This is a genomic window from Pseudomonas triclosanedens (assembly GCF_026686735.1).
GTDB classification, from domain to species: domain Bacteria; phylum Pseudomonadota; class Gammaproteobacteria; order Pseudomonadales; family Pseudomonadaceae; genus Pseudomonas; species Pseudomonas triclosanedens.
Window position 1 is genome coordinate 4,878,632 of the sequence record NZ_CP113432.1, and the last position, 24,562, is coordinate 4,903,193.

At 65.8% G+C, this 24,562-nt stretch carries 22 protein-coding genes; 17 read left to right on the forward strand and 5 right to left on the reverse strand.

The genetic code is table 11. The features are described from left to right. The first annotated feature begins 10 nt into the window (after window positions 1–10). The 14 genes from OU419_RS22565 to OU419_RS22630 all read left to right on the forward strand — a co-directional run bounded on the left by OU419_RS22565 (window position 11) and on the right by OU419_RS22630 (window position 15,108). On the forward strand, window positions 11–1,444 hold the full coding sequence (locus tag OU419_RS22565; RefSeq protein ID WP_254470880.1) for an alginate export family protein: 1,434 nt from the start codon (window positions 11–13) through the stop codon (window positions 1,442–1,444). Window positions 1,445–1,605: 161 nt separating this feature from the next. Further along, window positions 1,606–3,237 carry a mannuronan 5-epimerase AlgG gene (gene algG, locus OU419_RS22570; RefSeq protein ID WP_254470879.1) on the forward strand — a complete coding sequence of 544 codons (1,632 nt, stop codon included), beginning with the start codon at window positions 1,606–1,608 and terminating at the stop codon, window positions 3,235–3,237. Window positions 3,238–3,249: 12 nt separating this feature from the next. Further along, window positions 3,250–4,662, forward strand: a complete 1,413-nt coding sequence (locus OU419_RS22575; RefSeq protein ID WP_254470528.1) for an alginate O-acetyltransferase — start codon at window positions 3,250–3,252, stop codon at window positions 4,660–4,662. Between the two features lie 36 nt (window positions 4,663–4,698). Then, on the forward strand, window positions 4,699–5,811 hold the full coding sequence (locus OU419_RS22580; protein WP_254470878.1) for a mannuronate-specific alginate lyase: 1,113 nt from the start codon (window positions 4,699–4,701) through the stop codon (window positions 5,809–5,811). A 324-nt stretch (window positions 5,812–6,135) separates the two neighbouring features. Further along, entirely contained in the window at window positions 6,136–7,698 is a 1,563-nt protein-coding gene (locus OU419_RS22585; protein ID WP_254470527.1) for an MBOAT family O-acyltransferase, read from the forward strand. 13 nt (window positions 7,699–7,711) lie between these two features. Further along, the gene (locus tag OU419_RS22590) at window positions 7,712–8,887 is read left to right on the forward strand and encodes an alginate O-acetyltransferase (protein WP_254470526.1); all 1,176 of its coding nucleotides are present in this window, start codon (window positions 7,712–7,714) and stop codon (window positions 8,885–8,887) included. A gap of 81 nt (window positions 8,888–8,968) precedes the next feature. Next, complete coding sequence (locus tag OU419_RS22595) at window positions 8,969–9,619, forward strand: alginate O-acetyltransferase AlgF (RefSeq protein WP_254470525.1); 651 nt, start codon at window positions 8,969–8,971, stop codon at window positions 9,617–9,619. Between the two features lie 182 nt (window positions 9,620–9,801). Continuing rightward, the gene (locus OU419_RS22600) at window positions 9,802–11,244 is read left to right on the forward strand and encodes a mannose-1-phosphate guanylyltransferase/mannose-6-phosphate isomerase (protein WP_254470524.1); all 1,443 of its coding nucleotides are present in this window, start codon (window positions 9,802–9,804) and stop codon (window positions 11,242–11,244) included. Window positions 11,245–11,390: 146 nt separating this feature from the next. Further along, window positions 11,391–11,855, forward strand: a complete 465-nt coding sequence (locus OU419_RS22605; protein WP_254470523.1) for a multidrug transporter — start codon at window positions 11,391–11,393, stop codon at window positions 11,853–11,855. A 63-nt stretch (window positions 11,856–11,918) separates the two neighbouring features. Then, complete coding sequence (locus OU419_RS22610; protein ID WP_254470522.1) at window positions 11,919–12,749, forward strand: SDR family oxidoreductase; 831 nt, start codon at window positions 11,919–11,921, stop codon at window positions 12,747–12,749. Next, a complete protein-coding gene (locus OU419_RS22615; RefSeq protein ID WP_254470521.1) occupies window positions 12,749–13,135 on the forward strand; it encodes a hypothetical protein in 387 nt (128 codons plus the stop codon). The genes OU419_RS22610 and OU419_RS22615 overlap by 1 nt, the downstream gene beginning before the upstream one ends. A gap of 86 nt (window positions 13,136–13,221) precedes the next feature. Next, window positions 13,222–13,875 carry a tyrosine-protein phosphatase gene (locus OU419_RS22620; RefSeq protein WP_254470520.1) on the forward strand — a complete coding sequence of 218 codons (654 nt, stop codon included), beginning with the start codon at window positions 13,222–13,224 and terminating at the stop codon, window positions 13,873–13,875. Window positions 13,876–13,940: 65 nt separating this feature from the next. After that, a complete protein-coding gene (locus tag OU419_RS22625; RefSeq protein ID WP_254470519.1) occupies window positions 13,941–14,828 on the forward strand; it encodes a TIGR01459 family HAD-type hydrolase in 888 nt (295 codons plus the stop codon). Window positions 14,829–14,859: 31 nt separating this feature from the next. Then, window positions 14,860–15,108 (forward strand): hypothetical protein, encoded by a 249-nt coding sequence (locus OU419_RS22630; RefSeq protein ID WP_254470518.1) that lies wholly within the window; start codon window positions 14,860–14,862, stop codon window positions 15,106–15,108. 173 nt (window positions 15,109–15,281) lie between these two features. Here OU419_RS22630 and OU419_RS22635 read toward each other — a convergent pair whose 3' ends face one another. Genes OU419_RS22635 through OU419_RS22650 form a run of 4 tightly spaced genes read right to left on the reverse strand, consistent with a single transcriptional unit; the run spans window position 15,282 to window position 20,090 of the window. Further along, window positions 15,282–16,184, reverse strand: a complete 903-nt coding sequence (locus tag OU419_RS22635; RefSeq protein ID WP_254470517.1) for an efflux RND transporter periplasmic adaptor subunit — start codon at window positions 16,182–16,184, stop codon at window positions 15,282–15,284. Between the two features lie 13 nt (window positions 16,185–16,197). Beyond that, window positions 16,198–16,398, reverse strand: a complete 201-nt coding sequence (locus tag OU419_RS22640; RefSeq protein ID WP_254470877.1) for a DUF1656 domain-containing protein — start codon at window positions 16,396–16,398, stop codon at window positions 16,198–16,200. A 1-nt stretch (window position 16,399) separates the two neighbouring features. Further along, window positions 16,400–18,595: an FUSC family protein gene (locus tag OU419_RS22645; RefSeq protein WP_254470516.1), complete on the reverse strand. Its 2,196-nt coding sequence runs from the start codon at window positions 18,593–18,595 to the stop codon at window positions 16,400–16,402. 1 nt (window position 18,596) lies between these two features. Further along, window positions 18,597–20,090: an efflux transporter outer membrane subunit gene (locus tag OU419_RS22650; RefSeq protein WP_254470876.1), complete on the reverse strand. Its 1,494-nt coding sequence runs from the start codon at window positions 20,088–20,090 to the stop codon at window positions 18,597–18,599. Between the two features lie 205 nt (window positions 20,091–20,295). Here OU419_RS22650 and OU419_RS22655 point away from each other — a divergent pair, with 205 nt between their 5' ends. Both OU419_RS22655 and OU419_RS22660 read left to right on the forward strand, forming a co-directional pair. Continuing rightward, the gene (locus OU419_RS22655; protein ID WP_254470515.1) at window positions 20,296–21,231 is read left to right on the forward strand and encodes a LysR family transcriptional regulator; all 936 of its coding nucleotides are present in this window, start codon (window positions 20,296–20,298) and stop codon (window positions 21,229–21,231) included. Window positions 21,232–21,426: 195 nt separating this feature from the next. Beyond that, window positions 21,427–22,401 carry a 2-hydroxyacid dehydrogenase gene (locus OU419_RS22660; protein WP_254470514.1) on the forward strand — a complete coding sequence of 325 codons (975 nt, stop codon included), beginning with the start codon at window positions 21,427–21,429 and terminating at the stop codon, window positions 22,399–22,401. Window positions 22,402–22,482: 81 nt separating this feature from the next. Here OU419_RS22660 and OU419_RS22665 read toward each other — a convergent pair whose 3' ends face one another. Further along, window positions 22,483–23,376 carry a DMT family transporter gene (locus tag OU419_RS22665; protein WP_254470513.1) on the reverse strand — a complete coding sequence of 298 codons (894 nt, stop codon included), beginning with the start codon at window positions 23,374–23,376 and terminating at the stop codon, window positions 22,483–22,485. Between the two features lie 135 nt (window positions 23,377–23,511). On the opposite strand from OU419_RS22665, the gene OU419_RS22670 reads away from it, so the two are divergent. Then, window positions 23,512–24,387 carry a helix-turn-helix domain-containing protein gene (locus tag OU419_RS22670; RefSeq protein ID WP_254470512.1) on the forward strand — a complete coding sequence of 292 codons (876 nt, stop codon included), beginning with the start codon at window positions 23,512–23,514 and terminating at the stop codon, window positions 24,385–24,387. The last annotated feature ends 175 nt before the right edge of the window (window positions 24,388–24,562 follow it).

Genomic DNA, 24,562 nt, shown 5'->3' on the forward strand with positions numbered 1-24,562 from the left:
GTTCCCCGCCATGTTCGGCGTTGGCCTGAGCCTGGCCGGCACCCTGTTCGGCAGCCTCGCCCACGCCGCCGAAGAACCGCCCAAGAACTTCGGCATCGACATCAAGGTGACCGCCGAATCCGAGGATGACCGCGACCTGGGCACCGCCCGTGGCGGCGACCTCAACGGCATCGGCCTGGACCTGCGCCCCTGGGCCTTCGGCCAGTGGGGCGACTGGAGCGCGTATGTGATGGGCCAGGCGGTCGCCGCCACCGACACCATCCAGACCGACACCCTGCAGAGCGACGACGTCAACAACACCGGCAGCGGCCGCGGCGACAACAAGCGCGAGCCCGACGACGCCTACCTCGCCCTGCGCGAATTCTGGGTGGACTACGCCGGCCTCACCCAGTACCCCGGCGAGCATCTGCGCTTCGGCCGCCAGCGCCTGCGTGAAGACAGCGGGATGTGGCAGGACACCAATATCGAGGCGCTGAACTGGACCTTCGACACCACCCTGCTGCGCGCCCACCTCGGCGCCGCCCAGCGCTTCTCCGACTACCGCACCGACATCACCGACCTCGCGCCGGAGGACAAGGACCGCACCCACGTCTTCGGCGATATCTCCACGCAATGGATGCCGCAGCACTGGGTCGGCCTGCGCCTGCACCACTCCGACGACAGCGGCAGCCTGCCGGACCCGGGCGACACCGTGGACTCGCTGGACAAGCGCTCCACCGGCGACCTCACCTGGGTCGGTATCGAGGCCAACGGCGACGGCTACAACTGGCGCTCGCAGATGCCCATCAACTACTGGGCCAGCGCCACCTGGCTGACCGGCAACCGCGACCGCCTGACCACCGTCCCGGTGAACGGCGAGCGCATCGCCACCGGCAAGCAGAGTGGCGACGTGGACGCCTACGGTGCCGACCTGGGCCTGCGCTGGAACATCGACGAGCAATGGCGCGTCGGCGGCGCCTATGCCCGCGGCAGCGGCGGCGGCAAGAATGGCGAAGACCAGTTCGAACAGACCGGCCTGGAAAGCAACCGCTCCAACTTCACCGGCACCCGCGCCCGCGCACACCGCTTCGGCGAGGCGTTCCGTGGCGAGCTGTCGAACCTCGAGGCGGCTACCCTGTTCGGCTCCTGGCAATTGCGCGACGACTACGACGCCAGCGTCATCTACAACAAGTTCCGCCGCGTGGACAGCGACTCGGACATCGGCAACAGCGGCATCAACGCACCGCTGGTCAACGACTCCAAGGACATCGGCCAGGAAGTCGACCTGGTCGTCACCAAGTACTTCAAACAGGGCCTGCTGCCGGCTTCGATGAGCCAGGCGATCGACGAACCGTCGGCGCTGATCCGCTTGCGCGGCGGCGTGTTCAAGCCCGGCGATGCCTATGGCAGCCACGTCGACTCGACCATGCACCACGCCTTCATCGACGTGATCTGGCGCTTCTGAGGACTCTGGCGATGGGCAGCTTGCAGCAGGCGCCCGGCGTTCGCGGGCATGGCGACAAGGCAGACATGACGGGTACGCCCGGCATCGCCCTGCTCCTGCGTCGCGCCCTTGAACCCGCATGCCCCGCGAGCCACTCCGGCGCCCGCAAGGAGACAACGGCCATGAACCGTCATTCGTTACACGCTCTGCCACTCACCGCACTGCTGCTCGGCGGGCTGCTCAGTGCCGGCGCGCCAGCCTGGGCCTTGCCGCCTGCAACCAAGGCCGACGCCAGCTCCGGCCAGGAAAACCCGGCACCGCAGAGCCCGGCCAGCGAACCCGGCCACACCCAGACACTCAAGCAGTCCGGCAACTACACCGTGACCGCGGCGCCCAGCGAACCGCTGCACCTGGATGCGCCGAAGCTGCCCGATCTCTCCGGCTACACCGCCGAGGCCGTGGCGAAGAAGATCGACCGCCGCAAGCACGGCAAGGCCGTGGTCCAGCGCATGGTGCAGCAGCAGCCGCTGAAGGAGTTCACCGGTGGCAAGAACCGCCTTGCCGAGTGGGTGAAGCGCCAGCGCCAGATGCCCCAGGCGATCTTCATCGAAGGTGGCTACGTCAGCCTCGGCGAACTGCTGGGCAAGCTGCCGAAAACCGCACTGGAACAGGTCGAGCCCGGCATCTTCATCGCCCGCCTGCCCATCGTGGTGAGCCAGGGCGCGACGCTGGAAATCGACGGCAAGGTCAAGGAGCTGCGCCTGTCCCAGGATCGCGGCTCGTTCCTGGTCAACGACGGCAAGCTGTTCGTGCGCGATACCAAGGTCACCGCCTGGAACGAAGCGAAGAACGAGCCGGCCTGGTTCAGGACGCCCAACGAGTTCCGCCCCTTCCTGGTCTCCTGGGGCGGAGCCGAGGCTTACCTGGTCAACAGCACGTTCACAAGCTTCGGCTACAACGCCTCGAAGGCCTACGGCATCTCCATCTCGCAGTACAGCCCGGGCATGGACAAGACCATGAAGCGCCCGCGTCCCAAGGGCTGGGTGATCGGCTCGACCTTCATCGACGCCTGGTACGGTTTCTACTGCTACGAGGCCGACGACCTCGTGGTACGCGGCAATACCTACAAGGACAACATCGTCTACGGCATCGACCCGCACGACCGCTCACACCGCCTGATCATCGCCGAGAACATCGTCCACGGGACGAAGAAGAAGCACGGCATCATCGCCTCGCGCGAGGTGAACGACAGTTGGATCTTCCACAACAAGAGCTACGACAACCATCTCTCCGGGATCGTCCTCGACCGTAATTCCGAGCGCAATCTGGTGGCCTACAACGAGGTGTACCGCAACAAGTCCGACGGCATCACCCTCTACGAATCGGGCGACAACCTCATCTACGGCAACCAGGTGCTGGCCAACCGGCGCCACGGCATCCGCGTGCGCAACAGCGTGAACATCCGCCTGTACGAGAACCTGGCCGCGGGCAACCAGCTCATCGGCGTGTACGGCCACATCAAGGACCTCTCCAATACCGACCGCAACATCGACCTCGATCCCTTCGACACCAAGGTTTCTCTGATCGTGGTCGGCGGCAAGCTGGCCGGTAACGGATCGGGCCCGCTGTCGGTGGATTCGCCGCTGTCGCTGGAACTCTACAAGGTGGCCATGCTCGGCCCGACCAAATCCTCCGGCATCTCCTTCAACGGCGTACTGGGCGAGAAGCAGGACCAGATCTTCGACCTGCTGGTGCGCCAGCAGAAGGCCGTGTTGATCGACCCGGTGGAAAGCCAGGCCGAACTGCAGAACTGAGGACGCGCGATCATGAAACGACTGACCAACCACCTGCTTCGCCTGTCGGGTCTCACCGCCGGCCTGCTGCTCGCCCACCAGGGCTGGGCCGCCGATGCGCCGAGCTATACCGCTCAGCCGGCCGCCGGGCTGTGCCCGACCGCCGCCAACGAGGCGGCCTACAACACCAAGTACCTGGGCTTCTTCACCCACCTGGTGCCGGCCCAGGAAGACTGGCTGTTCCGTACCACCTACGACCTGCGCACCGACTTCGGCACCACGCCCGAAGGCTGGCGCGAGCTCAAGCAGTTGCGCGACGAACTCAAGCGCAAGGGCATCGACCTCGTCGTCGTCTACCAGCCCACCCGTGGCCTGGTAAACCGCGAGAAGCTCAACCCGCAGGAAAAGGCCAGCTTCAATTTCGAACTGGCGAAGAAGAACTACCAGGCGACCATCGCCCAGTTCCGCAAGGCGGGCATCTACACCCCGGACTTCTCCCCGCTGTTCGACGAGAAGGAAGAACATCCCTACTACTTCAAGGGCGACCACCACTGGACCCCGTACGGCGCCATGCGCAGCGCGAAGATCGTCGCCCAGACGCTGAAGGAAATCCCCGCCTACAACGACATTCCCAAGAAGGAATTCGAGAGCAAGCGCGTGGGCCTGCTGTCCAAGCTGGGCACCTTCCACAAGGCCGCCGCGCAGCTGTGCGGCAGCAGCTACGCACCGCAGTACGTCGACCGCTTCGAGACCGAGCCGGTGGGCGACTCCGGCGGCGGCGACCTGTTCGGTGAAGGCGGCGATGCGCAGGTAGCACTGGTCGGCACCTCCAACAGCGGCCCGGCATACAACTTCGCCGGCTTCCTCGAAGAGTTCGGCAAGGTCGACATCCTCAACAACGCGGTCTCCGGCGGCGGCTTCGACAGCTCGCTGCTGGCCTACATGAGCAGCAAGGAATTCCACGACAAGCCGCCAAAGATCCTCATCTGGGAATTCGCCACCCACTATGACATGGCGCAGAAGAGCTTCTACCGCCAGGCCATGCCACTGGTGGACAACGGCTGCGCCAACGGCAAGCCGGCGCTGGTACGCAAGGTCAAGCTGCACCCTGGCAGCAACGAAGTGCTGATCAACAGCGGCGCGTTGCCGATCCGCTCGGGCGGCTACACCGCCGATGTCACCTACTCCGACCCCGGCATCCACGAGCTGAAGAACACCATCTGGTACATGAACGGGCGCCGCGAGCAACTGAAGATCGAGCAGTCCAAGGCCGTCGATACCGGCGGACGCTACGTCTTCGAATTGCGCAACGACGAGGACTGGTCGAACCAGCAGTTCCTCTCTCTGGAAATCGAGGCACCGGACGACATGCCGGCGGGCCTGGAGGTCGAGGCCAAGCTCTGCCCGACGCCCGGCGCCAAGTCGGCCTCCGTGGCCGCCAACTGATAGCGGAGGACGAAAGCCATGCCCATCCTACGCAAGATCAAGACTCCCACCATCGCCCGCATCGGCCTGGGTGTCGCTGTGCTCGGCGCCCTATTCGGCGGACAGACGACGCACGCTGCCGACCTCGTACCACCGCCGGGCTACTTCGGCGCCGTGGGCGACAAGGGCAGCAAGAAGGATTCCGATAGCTGCCCGGCCACCCCCACGCCCTATACCGGCAGCCTGGTGTTTACCAGCAAGTACAAGGGCTCGGACTCGGCGCGCGCGACCTTGAATGCGGATGCGGAAAAGGAGTTCCGCAGCCAGATCAAGGACATCACCGACATGGAGCGCGGCACCAGCAAGCTGATCACCCAGTACATGCGCAGCGGCAACAAGGGCGACCTGGACTGCGCGATGAACTGGCTGACGTCCTGGGCTGAAGCCGGCGCGCTGGAAAGCACCGACTACAACCACACCGGCAAGTCCATGCGCAAATGGGCGCTGGGCAGCCTGTCGTCGTCTTACATGCGCCTGAAGTTCTCCAGCAGCCGCCCGCTGGCCAGCTACGGCGAGCAGTCGCGGGAGATCGAGAACTGGTTCAGCACTCTCGGCAGCCAGGTGGTGCGCGACTGGAGCGACCTGCCGCTGAAGAAGATCAACAACCACTCTTACTGGGCCGCCTGGTCAGTGATGTCCACCGCCGTGGTGACCAACCGCCGCGACCTGTTCGACTGGTCCGTGCAGGAGTTCAAGGTCGCCGCCAACCAGGTGGACGCCGATGGCTACCTGCCCAACGAACTCAAGCGCCGCCAGCGCGCCCTGTCGTACCACAACTACTCGCTGCCGCCGCTGACCATGATCGCCGCCTTCGCCCAGGTGAACGGCGTCGACCTGCGCCAGGAAAACAACGGCGCCCTGCAGCGCCTGGCCAACCGCGTGATGGAAGGCGTGGACGACCAGGAAGCCTTCGACGAGAAGACCGGCAACGACCAGGACATGGGCGACCTGAAGGAGAACAGCAAGTTCGCCTGGCTGGAGCCGTACTGCGCGCTCTATAGCTGCGCGCCGAAGACCCAGGACTGGAAGAAGAAGATGGAGCCGTTCAACAGCTTCCGCCTGGGGGGTGAAGTGACCAAGGTTTTCACCCGTCAGGGGACGGGGAGCTGAAGCAGCGCCCGTCCCCGTAGGAGCTTCACGTAGGGCGCATAACCGCTTGCGGTTATCCGCCGAAGGAGCTGGCACCACAGCACGGCGGATAACGCTTCGCGTTATTCGCCCTACCAGAACAGGGAGTCCGCAGTGGCCCCCAACGCCGAAGCCTCGGCGAGAAACACCACCCGACCCACGCAACAAAGACGCGGGCGGGCGCAGCAGATTGAGCAATACCAGGGGAGGAATTGGCGGGTTGCCCCGGCCTTTCCTCAGGGCGTCGAGAAGACGCCGGAAGGGCTGGAGCGGTCCTTGATTTGAAGCTCCAGAGAGAGACGCGGAATGGTCTTTTCCTCCAACGTGTTCCTGTTCCTGTTCCTGCCGATATTCCTCGGCCTGTACTACCTGAGCGGGAACCGCTACCGGAACCTCCTGTTGCTGGTCGCCAGCTACATCTTCTACGCCTGGTGGCGGGTGGACTTCCTCCTGCTGTTCGCCGGCGTCACCGTGTTCAACTACTGGATCGGCCTGCGCATCGGCGCCGCCGGCGTGCGCACCAAGGCCGCGCAGCGCTGGCTGATCCTCGGCGTGATGGTCGACCTCTGCGTGCTGGGCTACTTCAAGTACGCCAACTTCGGCGTGGAGAGCCTCAACGAGATCATCACCTCGCTGGGCATGCAGCCCTTCGTGCTGACCCACATCCTGCTGCCGATCGGCATCAGCTTCTACACCTTCGAGTCGATCAGCTACATCATCGACGTGTACCGCGGCGACACCCCGGCCACGCACAACCTGATCGACTTCGCGGCGTTCGTGGCGATCTTCCCGCACCTGATCGCCGGCCCCGTGCTGCGCTTCCGCGACCTGGTGGACCAGTTCAACCACCGTACCCACACCGTGGACAAGTTCGCCGAAGGCTGTACGCGCTTCATGCAGGGCTTCGTCAAGAAGGTATTCATCGCCGACACCCTGGCGGCGGTGGCCGACCACTGCTTCGCCCTGCAGAACCCCAGCACCGGTGACGCCTGGCTCGGTGCCCTGGCCTATACCGCACAGCTCTACTTCGACTTCTCCGGCTACAGCGACATGGCCATCGGCCTGGGCCTGATGATGGGCTTCCGCTTCATGGAGAATTTCAACCAGCCCTACATCAGCCAGTCCATCACCGAGTTCTGGCGGCGCTGGCACATCAGCCTGTCCACCTGGCTGCGCGACTACCTGTACATCAGCCTGGGCGGCAACCGCGGCACCACCTTCCAGACCTACCGCAACCTGATCCTCACCATGCTGCTGGGCGGCCTGTGGCACGGCGCGAACGTCACCTACATCATCTGGGGCGCCTGGCATGGCGTGTGGCTGGCCATCGAGCGCGCGCTGGGCGTGAACGCGGCTCCGCGCGTGCTCAACCCGCTGAAGTGGGCATTCACCTTCCTGCTGGTGATCGTCGGCTGGGTGATCTTCCGCGCAGAGAACCTGCACGTCGCCTGGCGCATGTACGACGCCATGTTCAGCTTCGGTGACTGGAGCCTTTCCGAACAGGGCCGCGCCAACCTCACCGGCCTGCAAGTCGGCACCCTGATCATCGCCTACCTCGTGCTGGCGTACTTCGGCATCCGCCAGTTCTACAACCAGCCGATGCAGGACAAGGCGCCCAAGGCGGCGGCGAAGGCCGAACAGGTCGAGGCCGATGGCCCGGCCAGCGCCCAGCCGCGCCCACCGGCGGCGGCCCAGGACGATCCGGCGGCCATCGCCTATTCGCCCGGCGGCGCCGCCGTCTACCAGCCGCACTGGATGACCCGCCTGCCGGTGCTGGCGACCCGCCTGGCCCTGCTCCTGCTATTCGCTGCCTCGGTGCTCAAGCTCTCGGCGCAGAGCTACTCGCCGTTCCTCTACTTCCAGTTCTGAGCGAGGCCCGACCATGCCAGTAGATACCAAGAGAATCGCCAAACCTCTCCAGTACGCCTACATCGCCGCATTCGGCGGCCTGCTGCTGGGCCTTTCCGGGTGGTCGCTGAAGTCCTTCCCGAGCTTCTCCGCCGCCGAGGGCACCACCGTGCTCAACGGCAAGCTGGCCCACGCCTTCGAAGGCCACTACGACGACCAATTCCCCATCAAGCGCCTGGGCACCAACCTCTGGGCCGCGCTGGACTACACCGTCTTCGACGAAGGCCGGCCCGGCGTGGTGATCGGCAAGGACGGCTGGCTGTTCACCGACGAAGAGTTCAAGCCCGAACCCAGCGCCAGCCAGCTCGAAGACAACTGGGCGCTGGTGCGCGGCGTGCAGCAGGAGCTGGAGCGCCGTGGCGTTAAGCTGGTGCTGGCGATCATCCCGGCCAAGACCCGCCTCTACCCCGAATACCTCGGCAAGGAACAGCCGGCGACCCTGCACGCGACGCTCTATGCCGACTTCCTCCAGCGCGCCCGCCAGGCCGGCATGGCAGCACCGGAACTGCTGGAAACCCTGGAACGCGCCAAGGACAACGGCCAGGTATTCCTGCGCACCGACACTCACTGGACCCCACTGGGCGCCGAAGCCGTGGCCCAGCGCCTGGGCGAGAGCATCCGCAACGGCCAGGGCGCCGACCTGCCCGTCCAGGCATTCGTGACCGAAGCCGGCAAGACCGGGCAGCACAAGGGAGACCTGCTGACCTTCCTGCCGCTGGACCCGCTGTTCACCAGCCTGCTGCCGCCCCAGGACCAGTTGCAGCAACGCCAGACCCATCCCGCCGAGGAAGCGGCCCCTGCGGCCGACGGCGACCTCTTCGGCGACAGCGCCCAGCCGCAGGTGGCGCTGGTCGGCACCAGTTACAGCGCCAACCCGAACTGGAACTTCGCCGGCGCGCTGAAGCAGGCGCTATCGGCGGATGTCATCAACTACGCCAAGGAAGGCAAAGGTCCGCTGGAACCGATGCTCGAACTCCTCCAGGACGAAGGCTTCAAGCGAAAGCCCGCGCGGCTTCTGGTCTGGGAATTCCCCGAACGCTACCTGCCGATGCACAGCGACCTCAGCCAGTTCAACCAGGACTGGCTGGCGCAACTGCGCGCGGAGGGCAACCGAGACGAACGCCTGGCCGCCAACCAGGCCGGTCATTGATCGCAACATCCACGGCGCATCGCGCGCCGGAACTGGGCACCTGCCGTGCCCATACGAGAGAAAAGACGGAGGTACCACACCATGAACCGACTGACCATTCGCACCCTGACGTCGTCCGCCCTCGCCCTCGCCCTGGGCAGTGCATCCCTCGGCGCCTTCGCCGGCGGTGAAGGCGCGCTCTACGGGCCGCAGGCACCCAAGGGCTCGGCCTTCGTGCGGGCCTACAACGCAGGCAGCTCCGAGCTGTCGGTCGCGGTTGGCAATGCCACTCTGAACGACGTCTCGCCGCTGGGGTCCAGCGACTTCAAGTTCCTTCCGCCGGGCAACTACACCGCCAAGGTCGGCAGCCAGAGCCTGCCGGTGAAGCTCGACCCGGATGCCTACTACACCCTCGTCAGCCAACCCGGCGGCCAGCCGCGCCTGGTGCCCGAGCCGCCGTTCCGCAACAAGCAGAAGGCCCTGGTCCGCGTGCAGAACCTCAGCGGCAAGGCACTGACCCTCAAGACCGCCGACGGCAAGACCGAAGTGGTCAGCAATGTCGCCCCGCAGACCCACGGCGACCGCGAGATCAACCCGGTGAAAGTGAACCTGGCGCTGTTCGACGGCGCGAAGAAAGTCAGCGATCTCAAGCCAGTCACCCTGGAGCGCGGCGAAGTGGTCTGCCTCTACATCACCGGCGAGGGCGCCAAGCTGAACCCGGTGTGGGTCAAGCGTCCGGTGAAGGCGGACTGATCCAAGCCTACGGGAGCGGCACCGCAGTACGCCCCCCGAGAGAACAACAAGACCGGCCCCACACCGGCAGCAAGACCCGTGCACCGCAACCACGGCATGCACAGGAGAGGTCACCCAAACGGTACGCCGGTCCGCATGAAGCGGTCCGGCCCACAGTACGCAAACGCTTTAGGAGAAACCCGATGATCCCAGTAATCCTTTCCGGTGGCAGCGGCTCGCGACTCTGGCCTCTTTCCCGCAAGCAGTATCCCAAACAGTTCCTCGCTCTTACCGGCGAGCACACCCTGTTCCAGCAGACCCTCGAACGCCTGGTCTTCGACGGCATGGAAGCGCCGGTAGTGGTCAGCAACCTGGAACACCGCTTCATCGTCCAGGAGCAGCTTGAAGCGCTGAGCCTCAAGACCCAGTCGATCCTGCTCGAACCCTTCGGCCGCAACACCGCGCCGGCGGTGGCCATCGCCGCCATGAAGCTCATCGCCGAAGGCCGCGACGAACTGCTGCTGATCCTCCCTGCCGACCACGTGATCGAAGACCAGCGCGCCTTCCAGCGCGCCCTGGCGCTAGCCACCAACGCCGCCGAACGGGGTGAAATGGTGCTCTTCGGCGTCCCCGCCGACCGTCCCGAAACCGGCTACGGCTACATCAAGTCCGGCGACGAGCGCGGGCTGCCCGAGGGCGTGATCCGCGTCGAGCGCTTCGTCGAGAAACCCGATGAGGCGCGCGCCCGGCAGTTCGTCGAGGACGGCGGCTACTTCTGGAACAGCGGCATGTTCCTGTTCCGCGCCAGCCGCTACCTGGAAGAGCTCAAGAAACACGACACCGACATCTACGACACCTGCCTGCTGGCCCTGGAGCGCAGCCAGCGCGACGGCGAACTGGTCAGTATCGACCCGGCCACCTTCGAGTGCTGCCCGGACAATTCCATCGACTACGCGGTGATGGAGAAGACCCGCCGGGCCTGTGTGGTGCCGCTGGCCGCCGGCTGGAACGACGTGGGTAGCTGGTCGTCGATCTGGGAAGTCCACGACAAGGACGCCGACGGCAACGTCACCGTGGGCGACGTGGTAGTGCACGACAGCCACAACTGCCTGGTGCACGGCAACGGCAAGCTGGTGTCGGTGGTGGGCCTGGAAGACATAGTCGTGGTCGAGACCAAGGACGCCATGATGATCGCCCACAAGGACCGTGTGCAGGACGTGAAGAAGGTGGTCAACCAGCTCGACGCCGCCGGGCGCAGCGAGACCCAGAACCACTGCCAGGTCTACCGCCCGTGGGGTTCCTACGACTCGGTGGACATGGGCGGCCGCTTCCAGGTCAAGCACATCACCGTCAAGCCCGGCGCGCGTCTTTCGCTGCAGATGCACCACCATCGCGCAGAGCACTGGATCGTCGTCTCCGGCACGGCCCAGGTGACCTGTGACGACAAGACCTTCCTGCTCACCGAAAACCAGTCCACCTATATCCCGATCGCCTCGGTCCACCGCCTGGCCAACCCGGGCAAGATCCCGCTGGAGATCATCGAGGTGCAATCGGGCAGCTACCTGGGAGAAGACGATATCGAACGTCTGGAAGACGTCTACGGCCGCACCACGGAAACCGTGGAGCTGCGCGCAGTGGTTCGCTGAACCTGGCGCTTCCCCCATCGGCGCCAAAGCCCCCGTATCCTGTGGTACGGGGGGCTTTTTTATCCTCGTCTGCCCACGCTCCACATCAACCCGCTCCAGCCCGCCGCCTGCTAAGGTAGTGCTCCATACCCGCCATGGAGCGTTCCATGCTGTACGGCATCCTGCTGATCGTCACCTGGGTCGTCCTGCTGATCCGCTACCCCTCCCGCGCCCTGCCGATTTCCGGCGCCGGGCTGGTTGGCCTGGCCGTGGTGATCGCCCTCGCCATCTGGCAGGACAGCAGCGACGCCCGCCAGTTGCAGCATCTGGAACTGCGCATCGCCTACCAGCCCGAGCAATGCGCCCCCGGCCGCCCCCTGGCTATCAGCCTGCGAAACGGGGCCTCGCGCCCGTTGCTGGAACTGCGCTGGAAGGTCGCCGCCTACCGTCCCGGCGACACCACCGACCTCGCCGAAAACCTCTACGAAGCCCCACGCTACCGTGGTCCCGGCGCACTCCTGCCAGGCGATGCGTGGAGCGACTGCCTGCCGCTGCCGCCGCTGCGCCCCGGCTATCGCGCCAGCACCCTGGAGTTCCGCGCCGAGCGGGTAGACGGCCGCTTCGGCAACTGAGATTCACCTGCCCGGCGCAATCTTGTACGGTAGTGCCGCCCCCTGCCCAAGGAATCCCACGTCATGTCCCAGCCCGTCGTGCTCATCACCGGTTGCTCCAGCGGTATCGGCCGCGCTCTCGCCGAGGTGTTCCAGGGAGCGGGGTATCAGGTCTGGGCCACTGCCCGCCGCGACGAGGATGTCGCCGCCCTCGATCAGGCTGGCTTTCGCGGTGTGCTGCTGGACGTCAACGACGAAGCCGCCGTGGAACGTCTCGCCGAACAGGTGCAGCGCGAGGCCGGCGGCCTGGATGTGCTGGTCAATAACGCCGGTTACGGCGCGATGGGTCCGTTGCTGGACGGCGGCAGCGTGGCGATCCGCAAGCAGTTCGAGACCAACGTGTTCGCCGTGGTCGGCATGACCCGAGCGCTATTCCCGGCCCTGCGCGCCCGGCGCGGGCTGGTGGTGAACATCGGCAGCGTGTCGGGCGTGCTGGTCACGCCCTTCGCCGGCGCCTACTGCGCCTCCAAGGCGGCGGTGCATGCGCTCAACGACGCGCTGCGCCTGGAGCTGGCCCCGTTCGGCATCGACGTGATGGAAGTGCAGCCCGGCGCCATTGCCTCCAACTTCGGCGCCAACGCCAGCCGCGAGATGTCCGCCGTGATCAGTGAAAGCTCCGCATGGTGGCCGCTGCGCACATTCATCCAGGCGCGCGCCGCCGCGTCCCAGGACAACCCCACACCCGCCAGCGATTTCGCCCGCCAGCTACTGGCCGCCGTGCAGCGCTCGCCCCGTCCGCGTCTGGTGCGCATCGGCAACGGCAGCCGCGCCCTGCCGCTGCTCGCGCGCTGGATGCCGACCGGGCTTATGGACAAGGTGCTGAAGAAACGCTTCGGGCTGAACGGACAACTCTGATGACCTATCGCATCCGCTACCTGGCCGTGGCTGGCATCCTCGCCGCGTTCTTGCTCAACGTGGTGGCGCGCGGGCTATTGCGGGTAGGCGGGGTGCCTGCGACGCTGCTGGTGGCGGCGGCAATCGCGGCTGCGATGGCTTTCTGGTTCGCCCGCAGCCAGAAGCGCCTGGCCGAAACCGGCGAGCGCTGGCGGCTCACCGCGCTGTATGGCGGCGCATTGGCGGTGCTGTACCTGCTCCTGGTGGGAATGGCGGCATGGAAGAACACGCCAAGCCCCGCCGCGCTGCTGATCTATTTTCTCAACTACCTGTGCTACCCGCTGAGCGTCTGGTGGTTCTTCCGCCCCGGCGTCCTGGTCCGGTTCCTGCCCAAGGATGCCCGCTGAGGCACCTTCACATTTTCTTCACACTCATTTCATCAGGGCACAACCCCGCGCCGCCTATGGTGGCGCGGACCTTTCGAGGAGTGCCTATGTCCTTCCCCCGCATCCTGCGTGCCGCCGTACTGATGATCAGCCTCGGTGCCCCGCTCGCCTTCGCCGCCGGCGAAGCGCCGTCCGACTGGGCCAAGCCTGTGGACAAGTCGTTCAACCTCTACCAGATGTCGCCGACCCTGTACCGCAGCGCCCTGCCCAACAGCCAGAACCTGCCGCTGCTAGAACAGCTCAAGGTGAAAACCGTCGTCAGCTTCATCAAGGACGACGACAAGACCTGGGTTGGCGACCAGCCGATCAACGTGGTGAGCTTCCCCACCCACGCCGACCGCGTCGACGATGCCGACGTGCTGAAGGTCCTGCGCATTCTCCAGCAGGCCGAGCTGCAAGGCCCGGTACTGATGCACTGCAAGCACGGGCGTGACCGTACCGGCCTGTTCGCCGCCATGTACCGCACTGTGGTCGAGGGCTGGAGCAAGGAAGACGCGCTGAAGGAAATGACTCAGGGCGGCTTCGGCACCGAAGACGACATGACCGACGCCATCGCCTACGTGCAGAAGGCCGACGTGAACAAACTGCGCGAAGCCCTGGCCAGCGGTAATTGCAGCACCACCGTCTTCTCCAGTTGCCACCTCAAGGAGTGGCTGGTGAGCACCTTCAACGAAGAGCGCCCGCCGCACCTCGGCCACTGAGATCGTCACCGGTCATGCGAGTGCGGTAGGTTAGGAGACTCACCTACCCGCTCGACAGGCTCTCCATGACCTCCTCCCGCTTCAGCGCTGTCACCCACACCCGCTACATCGACCACGCCGGCCTGGATACCTTCTGCGCCGATTACGACGGTTTCCTGCTCGACCTCTGGGGTGTGCTGATCGATGGCGTCGAGGTCTTCCCCGGTGCCCTCGACTGGCTCGCCCGCCGCGCCGCCGAAGGCAAGCCGGTGTGGTTCCTGAGCAACGCCTCGCGCAGCGTTCCTGAAATGGCCGACACCCTGGTGCGCCTGGGCGTCGCCCGCGAGCTGTTCGCCGGCATCACCACCTCCGGCCAACTGGCCATCGATGCCTTCACCCACGAACGCGAATTCCAGCGCGGCGGCATCTACACCGTCGGCGTGGGCGATGCGCTGACCACCTGGCCTGCGGAAATCCGCGAGCGCTTCTGCGACGACATCCACGCCGCCTCGCTGATCCTCGGCGTTGGCAGCTTCCCGCAGGACGAACTGGAAGAACGCTTCGCGCCACTGCGCGGTGCCACCGACAAGCCGTTCCTGTGCGCCAACCCCGACCGCGTGGTGGTTTCCGGCGGTGAGACAGTGTTCGGTGCCGGCCGCCTCGCCGAAGCCTTCGCCGAGGAAGGCGGCCGTGTGCACTGGTACGGCAAGCCGGACCCTGCGGCCTTCCGCATCGCCCAGAGGCAACTGGAAGCACGTGGCGCGGCGCATATCCTGTTCGTTGGCGACTCGCTGGTAACCGACGTGCCGGGAGCGCTGGCAGCGCGCATCGATACCCTCTGGCTGGCCGCCACCGGTATCCACCGCCAGGCACTCGGCGTGCCGTTCAATGGCGAGCTGGACCCGGTGAAAACCAACGCGCTGCTCGACGGCTACCCTATTCGACCGCACTTTGCCGCGCCGGGGCTGGTCTGAAGTCAGGACACCGGCCTGAACCCGATTGCCCATGAACGAGATGATCGACCTGTTGCAGTGGCCAGCCATGCTGGTCACCATCCTCGCCGCCTGGCTCGTCGGCTCCCGCGACCGAAGGCGACGCAAAGCCGGCTTCTGGGTATTCCTCGCCAGCAACGCGCTGTGGATAGCCTGGGGTATTCCCGTCAAAGCCTACGCACTGGTGACGCTTCAGTTATGCCTGGCGGCGATGAACATTCGCGGCAGCTACAAGAACCGGCGGCGCGAACACACCGGATAATGAACAGCCCATGACGCGCAGCCCGCAGGATCGGTAGTGCGAAACGCTAGCTCCTGCAGGTGCAGAATGATCGGAGTTGGGGGCTTGCGAGCGAGCAGCTCCGGCAAGGAAGCTGCCCCGCACGCCAAATGAGAACGGGAGCCGAAGCTCCCGTTTTCATCGAACCTACCGAATCACTGCGGCGCAGCCGCTCCGTCCGAGCGTTCAGCGTCACGGCTCTCCGGGTTGACGATCACGGTGGCGGTGATGCCCGCCGCCAGCAGCACGCCGTCCGGCACTTCGTCGATGTGGATGCGCACCGGCACGCGCTGGGCCAGGCGTACCCAGTTGAAGGTCGGGTTCACGTCGGCCACCAGTTCTCGGCTTTCCGGGTTGTCGCGGTCGTAAATGGCACGAGCGATGCTCTCGACATGGCCTTTCAGGCGCTCGCCGCTCATCAGTTGCAGCTCCGCCGGATCGCCCACGCGGATGTGCGGCAACTTGGTTTCCTCGAAGTAGCCGTAGATCCAGTAGGAGTTCTCGTCGACCACCGCCATCTTCGCATCGCCCACACGGGCGTAGTCGCCACGGTGCACGTTGAGGTTGGTCACGTAGCCATCCACCGATGCGCGCACCTGGGTGCGTTCCAGGTTCAGCTTGGCGGCATCCAGCGCGGCCAGGGCCTGCTCGTAGTCGGCCTCGGAGGCGGCGGCGGTATTGCTGGCGTCGTCCAGGCTCTCGCGCGAGACGACTTCCTCATCCATCGCCCGGCGGCGCTTGGCGTTGAGCTGGCGCATCTGCAGGGTGGCCTTGCGCGAGGCGACCAGCGCTTCGGCCTGCTTCACGGCAATGCGGTAGTGATCGGGGTCGATCTGCATCAGCAGGTCGCCTTTCTTCACCCGCTGGTTATCGCGCACCGGCACGTCGACCACCACGCCGGAAACGTCGGCGGCGACGTTGATGATGTCGGCGCGCACCCGGCCGTCGCGGGTCCAGGGCGTATCCATGTAGTTCACCCAGAGGGCGCGTCCGATCAACGCGGCGACCGCCAGGATGATCAGGGTCGCCAACAGGCTGATGATGGATTTGAGGGTCATTGCTGCACGCTCGTTACTTGTAAATAGTGAGGGATAGCCCGCCAAACAGGCAGGCGAACAGGCACACGCGGAATAGCGCCGGATGCCAGGTGAAACGGTACAGGCCGATGGACGCAAAGATCCGGTCGATGCCCCAGCAGAGCACCGCGGCAACGATGAACATCAGGGTCAGGGTCGGCATGTAGACCCCGTGGAATGCGATCTCGCGGGGCAGGTCAGGCAACATGGATGGCATTTCCTGAAGTCGGTTCGGTATCGCGCAGCGGCGACTGCGGATCGAGCAGTGTGCTGCGGATGAAATGCAGGTAGCTGAGCACGCGGCGCAGCGGCGAGCTTTCGAAGTCCGGGGCGCGCGGCTCGTCGGTGCCCTTCACGCAGTCGATGGCCTGCTGCACGGCGGCCAGCGCGCGCTCGCGGTTGGCTTCGCCGGGCTGCACGAACAGGCGGATCAGCGCACGGCCCATCGCCCGGATGGACTGCCGCCAGGGTGTCGACTCGGCATAGCAGGGCTCGTCGGGCAGCGCTTCCTGTTCGGCACGCAGCTCGATGATGGCGTGCCCCACCTCCAGCACCACGAAGGTCCAGCGCAGCAGCCGGCGCTGCATCTGCGGGCTGCGCGCGGCAAGGCCGTAGGCCTGGTTGAGCAGGTCGCGGGTGCCGCTCTCGAAGGACGAAACCAGGCCGTCGAGGCGGCCACTGATGGCCTCCACCACACGCAGGCGCAGGTCCCTTTCCAGGCGACGCCACAGCCACGCGCTGGTCGGCGGCATGATCACCGCGGCCACCACCGCCGCCAGGCTTTGCGATAACACCAGGGCGATGTACTCGTTGAGCATGCGCCCCGGATCGTAGACGGTCAGGTTCGCCGGGATCGCGCCGAAGCTGAAGAACACCAGCAGGCCCAGGCCGTAGCCGGCGTAACTGGGCTTGGTCGAGAAGTACGCTCCCACCGCGAACACCGGCGCCAGGGCGAAGGCCAGCAGCGCGAAGCCGTCGAGGTGCGGGAACACGAAGAAGGTCTCGGAAAAGCCGAGGATCGCCGCGATGAAGGTCCCCACGGCCATCTGCATCGCCATCTTCGCCGGGTCCGGCGCGGCCGAGACCAGCGCGGCAACGGCAGCGGCATTGAGCACGAAGGTGCTGCCGCTGGGCCAGGCGGTCTCGATCCAGAAGATGCCGAATACCAGTACCATCAGCGCGGTACGGCCGCCGGCGACCAGCGAGGCTACCAGGTTGGCCTTGGCCGAGAAGCCGTGCTTCCAGTTCTCCCGCTCGTGCTTGTGGGCGGCCAGGGAGGCGTGGGTCTGGGCGTAGTTGTAGAGGTCGTCGGCAAGTCGATAGAGCAGCTCGCCGGCAGTGTTGTAGTCCAGCAACGCAGCCTCGTCGTCCTGCTCGGCGAGCAGTTGCGCGCGGCCACTGCGGATACGCTGCATCATCCGCGAGCGATGGCTTTCGAGCTGCGTGGCGAGTAGCTCCGCGTCACGGTCGGTCACCGACTGGTCGCGCCACGGGCCGAGCACCTGGGCGAGTTCGTCCAGGCACGGCTGCAACGCCCGCAGCACTTCCTTGGCCTGCTGCGCACGCAGACGCGAGAGCAACTGATGCAAGGCGTGGTAGCGCGTGGTCAGTACCATGAACTCGTTGTTCAGGCGCGACAGGCGGCCGGAACGCAGGCGCATATGCGGGTCTTCGAAACTGGTGACGCTGCGCAGCGCCTCCAGGCCCACGGCCTGGGCGGCGAAGGCCACGTTGGCCGCCTCGAACTTCGGTCGTTCGCCCCCGCCGAGGTTGTTCAGCACGAAGCCGGCGAAGGCGCCGAAACGCTGGTACAGCGCGTTGCGCATGGCAGTACTGGATGTCTGCGGGAATAGCGTGGCGCTCACCACCATCGAACAGAGAATGCCGAGGCTGATTTCCAGTACCCGCCAGACCGCCGACATGAAGGCCGCCTCAGGGTGCAGCGTGGCTGGCAGGCCGATCAGCGTCGCGGTATAGCCGGCGAGCACGCAAGCGTAGGAACGGAAGTCGCGGTAGCGCGCGGCGCCGACGGTGCACAGGCCGATCCACAACGCCGAGACCAGCAGGAACAGCTCGCGCTGCTGGGCGAAGATGGCGATCAGCGCGACCATCACGGTCAGGCCGACGACACTGCCGAGAATCCGGTAGAAGCTTTTGGCGAACACCTGGCCGCTCTGCGGCTGCATGACGATGAACACGGTGATGGTCGCCGTGCTCGGCTGCGGCAGTTCCAGGCGCATTGCCAGCCACAGGGTCAGCAGCGACGCGAGCAGCACCTTGGCGATGTAGATCCAGGTGACGCCATCGCTACGCGCCCAGTCCAGCACCGCGCGGCGCAGCGCCTCGAGCGGCGCTGTCCGGCCGGGCCTGAACAACTGTTCGTTGCCCGCCATCTCAGCGCTCGCCCACCGCACGGACGTCGACGGTCTCGGGAACCATCTTGTGTTCCTTCGGACCTTCCTTCACATCCATCAGGCCGCCACCGAGGGCGACCACCAGGCCGGCATGGGTGGCCAGGCGAGCGGCGCGAACCTGCTGCTCGACCAGTTGCTGCTGGAACAACCGGGTCTGCGCGTTGAGCACGTTGAGATAGTCGGTCAGGCCGCCACGGTACGCCTTGGTGGCAATGTCGTAGGTACGCTGGGCCGAAGCCACGGACTTGGCGGCGAAGCCTTCCTGCAGCTCCATCGAGTGCATGCGGATCAACTGGTCGGAGATGCCCTTGAGCGCGTTGACCAGGGTCTGGTTGTACTGCGCCACGGCGGCGTCGTAGCCGGCCGACTCCTGGCCGAGCTGGGAGCGGCGGCGACCGCCATCGAAGATCGGCAACGAAACGGCCGGGCCGACGCCATAGGTGAACTTCTCGGCGTTGAGGAACTCCAGCACCCCGCCGCCTACCGCGCTGTAGCCGATGCTCGCGATCAGGTCGACGTTGGGGTAGAACTCGGCGCGGGCGACATCCACGCCCTTGGCCTGGGCCGCGACCTTCCAGCGGGCGGCGACCACGTCCGGACGATGACCGAGCAGCTCCATCGGCACCTTGCTGGGCAGCCCCGGGCCTTCGGTGAGTTTCAGGCTCGGACGCTGGATGGAGGCGCCAGCGCCCGGCCCCTTGCCGGCCAGCGCCGCGATCTGGTTGCGGGTCAGTTGGATGGCCTCGTCCACTGCCTCGATCTTGCGCTCGGTTTCCGGCAGCGGGACTTCCGCCTGGCTGACTTCGAAATGAGTGCCGATGCCACCGGCCAGACGGCGCTGGGCCAGCGCAAGGATGCCTTCCTGCTGCTTGAGCATGGCCTTGCCGATATCCAGCTCGGCGTATTGCAGCGACAACTGGATATAGGCGCGGACGATGTTGCTCTCCAGCTCCAGTTGGGCCATGCGCGCTTCGGCGGCGGTCATCTTGGCGATGTTCAGATAGCGCTCGGTGTTGCTGCGCTCGCGCCCCCACAGGTCCAGCGAATAGCTGAAGCCCAGCGCGGCATTGTTGTTGAACGTGGTGGTGTCGGCCAGGTCGCCCGGGCCGTAGAAGTAGTCGGTCGGCCAGCGGTGACGGGTCAGCGAGGCGTCGACGCCGATCTGCGGCGACTCGGCGGATTCGGCGATCCCGGCCATCGACATGGCCATGCGTACCCGGGCTTCGGCCTGGGCCAGCGTCGGGCTGCCCTCCAGCGCGGTCTTCACCCAGGCATTCAACTGCGGATCGCCATAGGCGCGCCACCACTGCTCGGCGGGCCAGCCGGCTTCGCGGTTGGCGTGCTCGATAGCGGCGTCGGTGGCCAGTTCGGCGTCGCCCAGACGCTGCTCCTGCGGGGCGATACCATTGGTACTGATACATCCGGCGATTGTTGAAAAAATGACAAAGGAGCCGACGAACGTCAGTCCTTTCATGAGGTGACGCGACACGATGAGGGTCCTGGAAGGTGATCTTGCTATCAGCGAAGGGTAGCCGCCAAAGCCAATTGCGGCGATTGAATTCTAGGGATGCGGAAGGGAACGGATAAGTCGGCTGATTTGCGATTGTTTGTTACCGATAATGAAACAATATGTTTCTCCATCCATGTGACAATACGCCTCTCCCACTGACGAGGCCCCAATGGACACATTGCAGACCATGCGTGCGTTCGTCTGCGTCGCGGAAACCGGCAGTTTCACTGCCGCCGCGCAGCAGCTGAACACCACCACCGCCTACGTTTCGCGGGCCGTGGCCAATCTGGAGTCGCACCTCCAGACTCGCCTGCTCAATCGCACCACCCGGCGCATCGCCCTGACCGAAGCCGGCCAGCGCTACCTGCTGCGCTGCGAGCAGATCCTCGCCTATGTCGAGGAAGCGGAGGCCGAGGCCAGCGACGCCCACGCGCGCCCTGCCGGACGCCTGCGAGTCCACTCCATGACCGGCATCGGCCAGCACTATGTGATCCGCGCCATCGCCCACTATCGCCAGCAGCACCCGGAAGTCACCTTCGAACTGACGATGGCCAACCGAGTGCCCGACCTGCTCGACGAAGGCTTCGACGTGGCCATCGTGGTCGCCTCCGAACTGCCCGACTCGGGGCTGGTCTCGCAGCGCATCGGCGAGACCTACAGCATCCTCTGCGCATCGCCCGACTACCTGGCCCGCCGTGGCGCACCGAAAACGCCGTCGGACCTGATCGAGCACGACTGCCTGCGCCTGATCAGCCCCGTCCTGCCGCTGGACAAGTGGCTGTTCGACGGCCCCAACGGCCAGGAAATGATCACCCTCGGCCCATCCCCCTTCCAGGTGAACGTGGGCGACGCCATGACCGAGGCGATCAGCTCCGGCATGGGCATCAGCGCCCTGCCCGTGTACTCGGCGATCGATGGCCTGCGCGACGGCTCCCTGGTACGTGTGCTGCCGCACTACAAGCTGCAGTTGCTCAACGTCTACGCCCTCTACCCATCGCGGCAATACCTCGACGCCAAGATCAAAACCTGGGTCGCCTACCTGCGGGAGAACCTCCCCGGCGTGCTACAGGCCGATGGCGCGGGCATTGCCAACGTCACCTCCTGACCTTCGATCCGGCGTTTCGCGGGCAAGCTCGAAGCAACTTCGCCCCGGTGCGAACGAGCCTGCCCGCAAGCTCGCCATGCCTGTGCGCTCCAGTCCCCCGACGTTCGGTAATCGCCCGACGCACACGCCGGCCTTGCGCCGCGCCAGTTCGGCGATGGTAGGGTAGGCTTCCCGATTTCCTGCAGTCCGAGCACCATGAAAAAGAACGTCTTCGTCTTCAGCCGCCTTGCCCCGGAACATCTCGACCGTCTGCGCAGCCAGTTCAACGTCACCGTGCTCGACCCCAAGCAGGGCGACGTGGATGCGCAACTCGCCGCCGCCCTGCCGACCGCCCACGGCATGATCGGCGTTGGTCGCCCGCTGGGCGAGAAGCAACTGGCACAGGCCGGCATGCTCGAAGTGATCTCCAGCGTCTCGGTCGGCTACGACAACTACGACCTGAACTACCTGAACCAGCGTGGCATCCCACTCACCAACACCCCGGACGTGCTCACCGAAACCACCGCCGACCTCGGTTTCGCACTGATCATGGCCACTGCCCGGCGCACCGCCGAGCTGGACGCCTGGACCAAGGCCGGCCAGTGGAAGCGTACCGTGGGCACCCCTCAGTTCGGCGTCGATGTGTACGGCAAGAAACTCGGTATCATCGGCCTGGGCCGTATCGGCGCGGCCATCGCCCGAAGGGGTCGTTTCGGTTTCAGCATGGACGTGCTCTACCACGGCAACAGCCGCAAGCCGGAACTGGAGCAGGAACTGGGCGCGCGCTTCTGCGGCTTCGACGAACTGCTGGGCGAGGCGGACTTCGTCTGCGTGGTGGTGCCGCTCTCCGATGCCACCCGCAAGCTCATCGGCCAGCGAGAACTGGAACTGATGAAGCCCAGCGGCATCCTGATCAACATCGCCCGGGGCCAGGTGATCGACGAAGCCGCGCTGGTGCAGGCCCTGCAGGAAAAACGCATTCTCGCTGCCGGCCTGGACGTCTACGAGAAGGAGCCGCTGGCCGAATCGCCGCTGTTCGCCTTGCCCAACGCCGTGACCCTGCCGCATATCGGCTCCGCCACCTTCGAAACCCGCCGGGCGATGGCTGAGTGCGCGCTGGACAACTTCGAAGCCGCCCTGCGCGGGGAGCGTCCCAAGAACCTGGTCAACCCGCAGACCTGGAAGGCCTGATCCGCCGCGATCTTGCGCGGGGTTGGCAGCCCCCGCGCGCGGCTCGCCGGGGTCGCTCCGCGCCCTCCAAATACGCCAGCCTCATGCCCGAGCCGGTTGCACAATCGGCCTGGGCTTGCGGAACACCAGCACGTTGCCCGCCATCACCAGCCCCAGCCCGGCCAGCGCCGGCAACGTCCACTGGTAGCCTTCGACGAAGGCGGAAACGTTCAGCGCGACCACCGGGAACAGCACGGTGCAATAGGCGGCGCGCTCCGGCCCCATGCGGCCGACGAGGGTGAGGTAGGCGGTGAAGCCGATCACCGAGCCGGGAATGGCGAGGTAGAGCAGCGAGCCGACGTACTGCACGCTCGTATCGAAAGTCAGCGGCACTCCCTGTACGAGGCAGATCGCCAGGAGGATCAGCGAGCCGTAGAGCATGCCCCAGGCATTGGTGGACAACGGGCGCAGGCCGGCCTTCTGCTGCAGGCTCGACAGCAGGTTGCCGGCGGAGAAGCTGAGCGTGCCGGCCAGCGCCAGGCCCAGCCCGTAGTAGGTTTCGGCGCCAGCGCTATGTCTGGAGAGCTCGGGCCAGAACAGCAGGACCAGCCCCAGCAGCCCCAGAGTGCCGCCGCCCAGGACGTTCGGAGCGATGCGCTGGCCAAAGAAGATTCGCGCGTTGAGCGCATTCCAGAGGGTCGCGGTAGAGAAGACCACGGCGATCAGCCCGCTGGGGATCCATTGGCTGGCGGTGTAGAAGCACAGGAAGTTGATGCAGAACAGGCTCACGCCCTGCGCAAGGCAGATGGCCTGACCGCGCCGCCCCAGCGGTTGCAGCCTGCGGCTGAGCAGGAGGATGGCGAACAGCACCAGCGCCGCGAGGCTGAAGCGGTAGGCGATGGACAGCGGGATGCCGACGACACCGACCTGTAGCTTGATGGCGATCCAGGTGGTGCCCCAGATGAGCACGGTGAGCAGATAGAGCGACAGGTTCATGACGACCTCCGGGCAGTACCCGGCCAGTCTCCCGGCGGCGCCCGTGGCCGGCTTGCAGATTCTTGCGCTTATTGCGGCGACCGGGCTGGAAACTCGCGCCCGCGACGGTAGAGTAGGCACAAAGAGGAATGCACCATGTCCGCCATCCAGCAACTCGAAGTCTTCCAGTCGATGAGTGCCTCGCCGAACGCCCGTCTCGAGCGTTGCGCCGGGCTGGGCGACGGGCTGTCCGCAGCGATCTGGAGCAATAGCCACGATGCGCGCGACTACCACGCACCCAGCCACCACACGCTGTCGTGCTACCTGAACGATGGCACCGGGACCTTCCGCCGCGGCGCGCCGGGCAACAAGGGGGCGCCGGACAAGCTCTGCGTAATGCCCGCGGGCTCGGAGGCGAACTGGATCGTCAACGGCAACATCCGCCTGGCACATTTGTACATCGGCAATGAACAGTTCGCGCTGGGCTGCATCCGCCTGCTGGACCGCGAGCCGCGCGAACTGCAATTGCACGAACGGACATTCCTCGACGATCCGCAGCAGGCCGCGCGCTTTCGGCAACTGGTGAAGCTGGAATGGCACGAGCCGGGCGAGCGCATACGCACCAGTACGCTGGCCCACGATCTGATCGACCACCTGCTGCTCAACCAGGTCGGCCTGCGCAATGGGCTGCGGCTCAAGGGTGGGCTGGCGCCGGCGATGCGACGGCGGGTGGCCGACTACATCGAACAGCGGCTGGACCAGCCATTGTCGCTGGGCGAACTGGCCTCGCAGACGGCGCTGTCGGAGTACCACTTCGCGCGGATGTTCCGCGAGAGCTTCGGCATGCCTCCGCACCAGTACGTGCTGGCCCGCCGCGTGGCGCTGGCGCAGCAACTGCTGCGCAACACCAGCCAGCCGCTGAGCCAGGTGGCGCTGGCCTGCGGGTTCTCCAGCGCCAGCCATTTCGCCAACCGCTTCCGCTCGGTGGTGGGCGGGACACCGGGGGAATATCGGGCGGCGTTCGAGGAGTGAGTGGCTTTGCTCTTCGTAGGGCGAATAACGCCTTTGGCGTTATCGCCGTCTCGTACGGCGTTTCTGCGCCCTTCGGCGTGTGCTGAGAGATTTTGTTTCGCCCCCCTCGGGCGACCTACTTTGCCAAACGACGCAAAGCAGGCAAAAGTCTCTTCCCCCTCATCCGGCCCCGGCT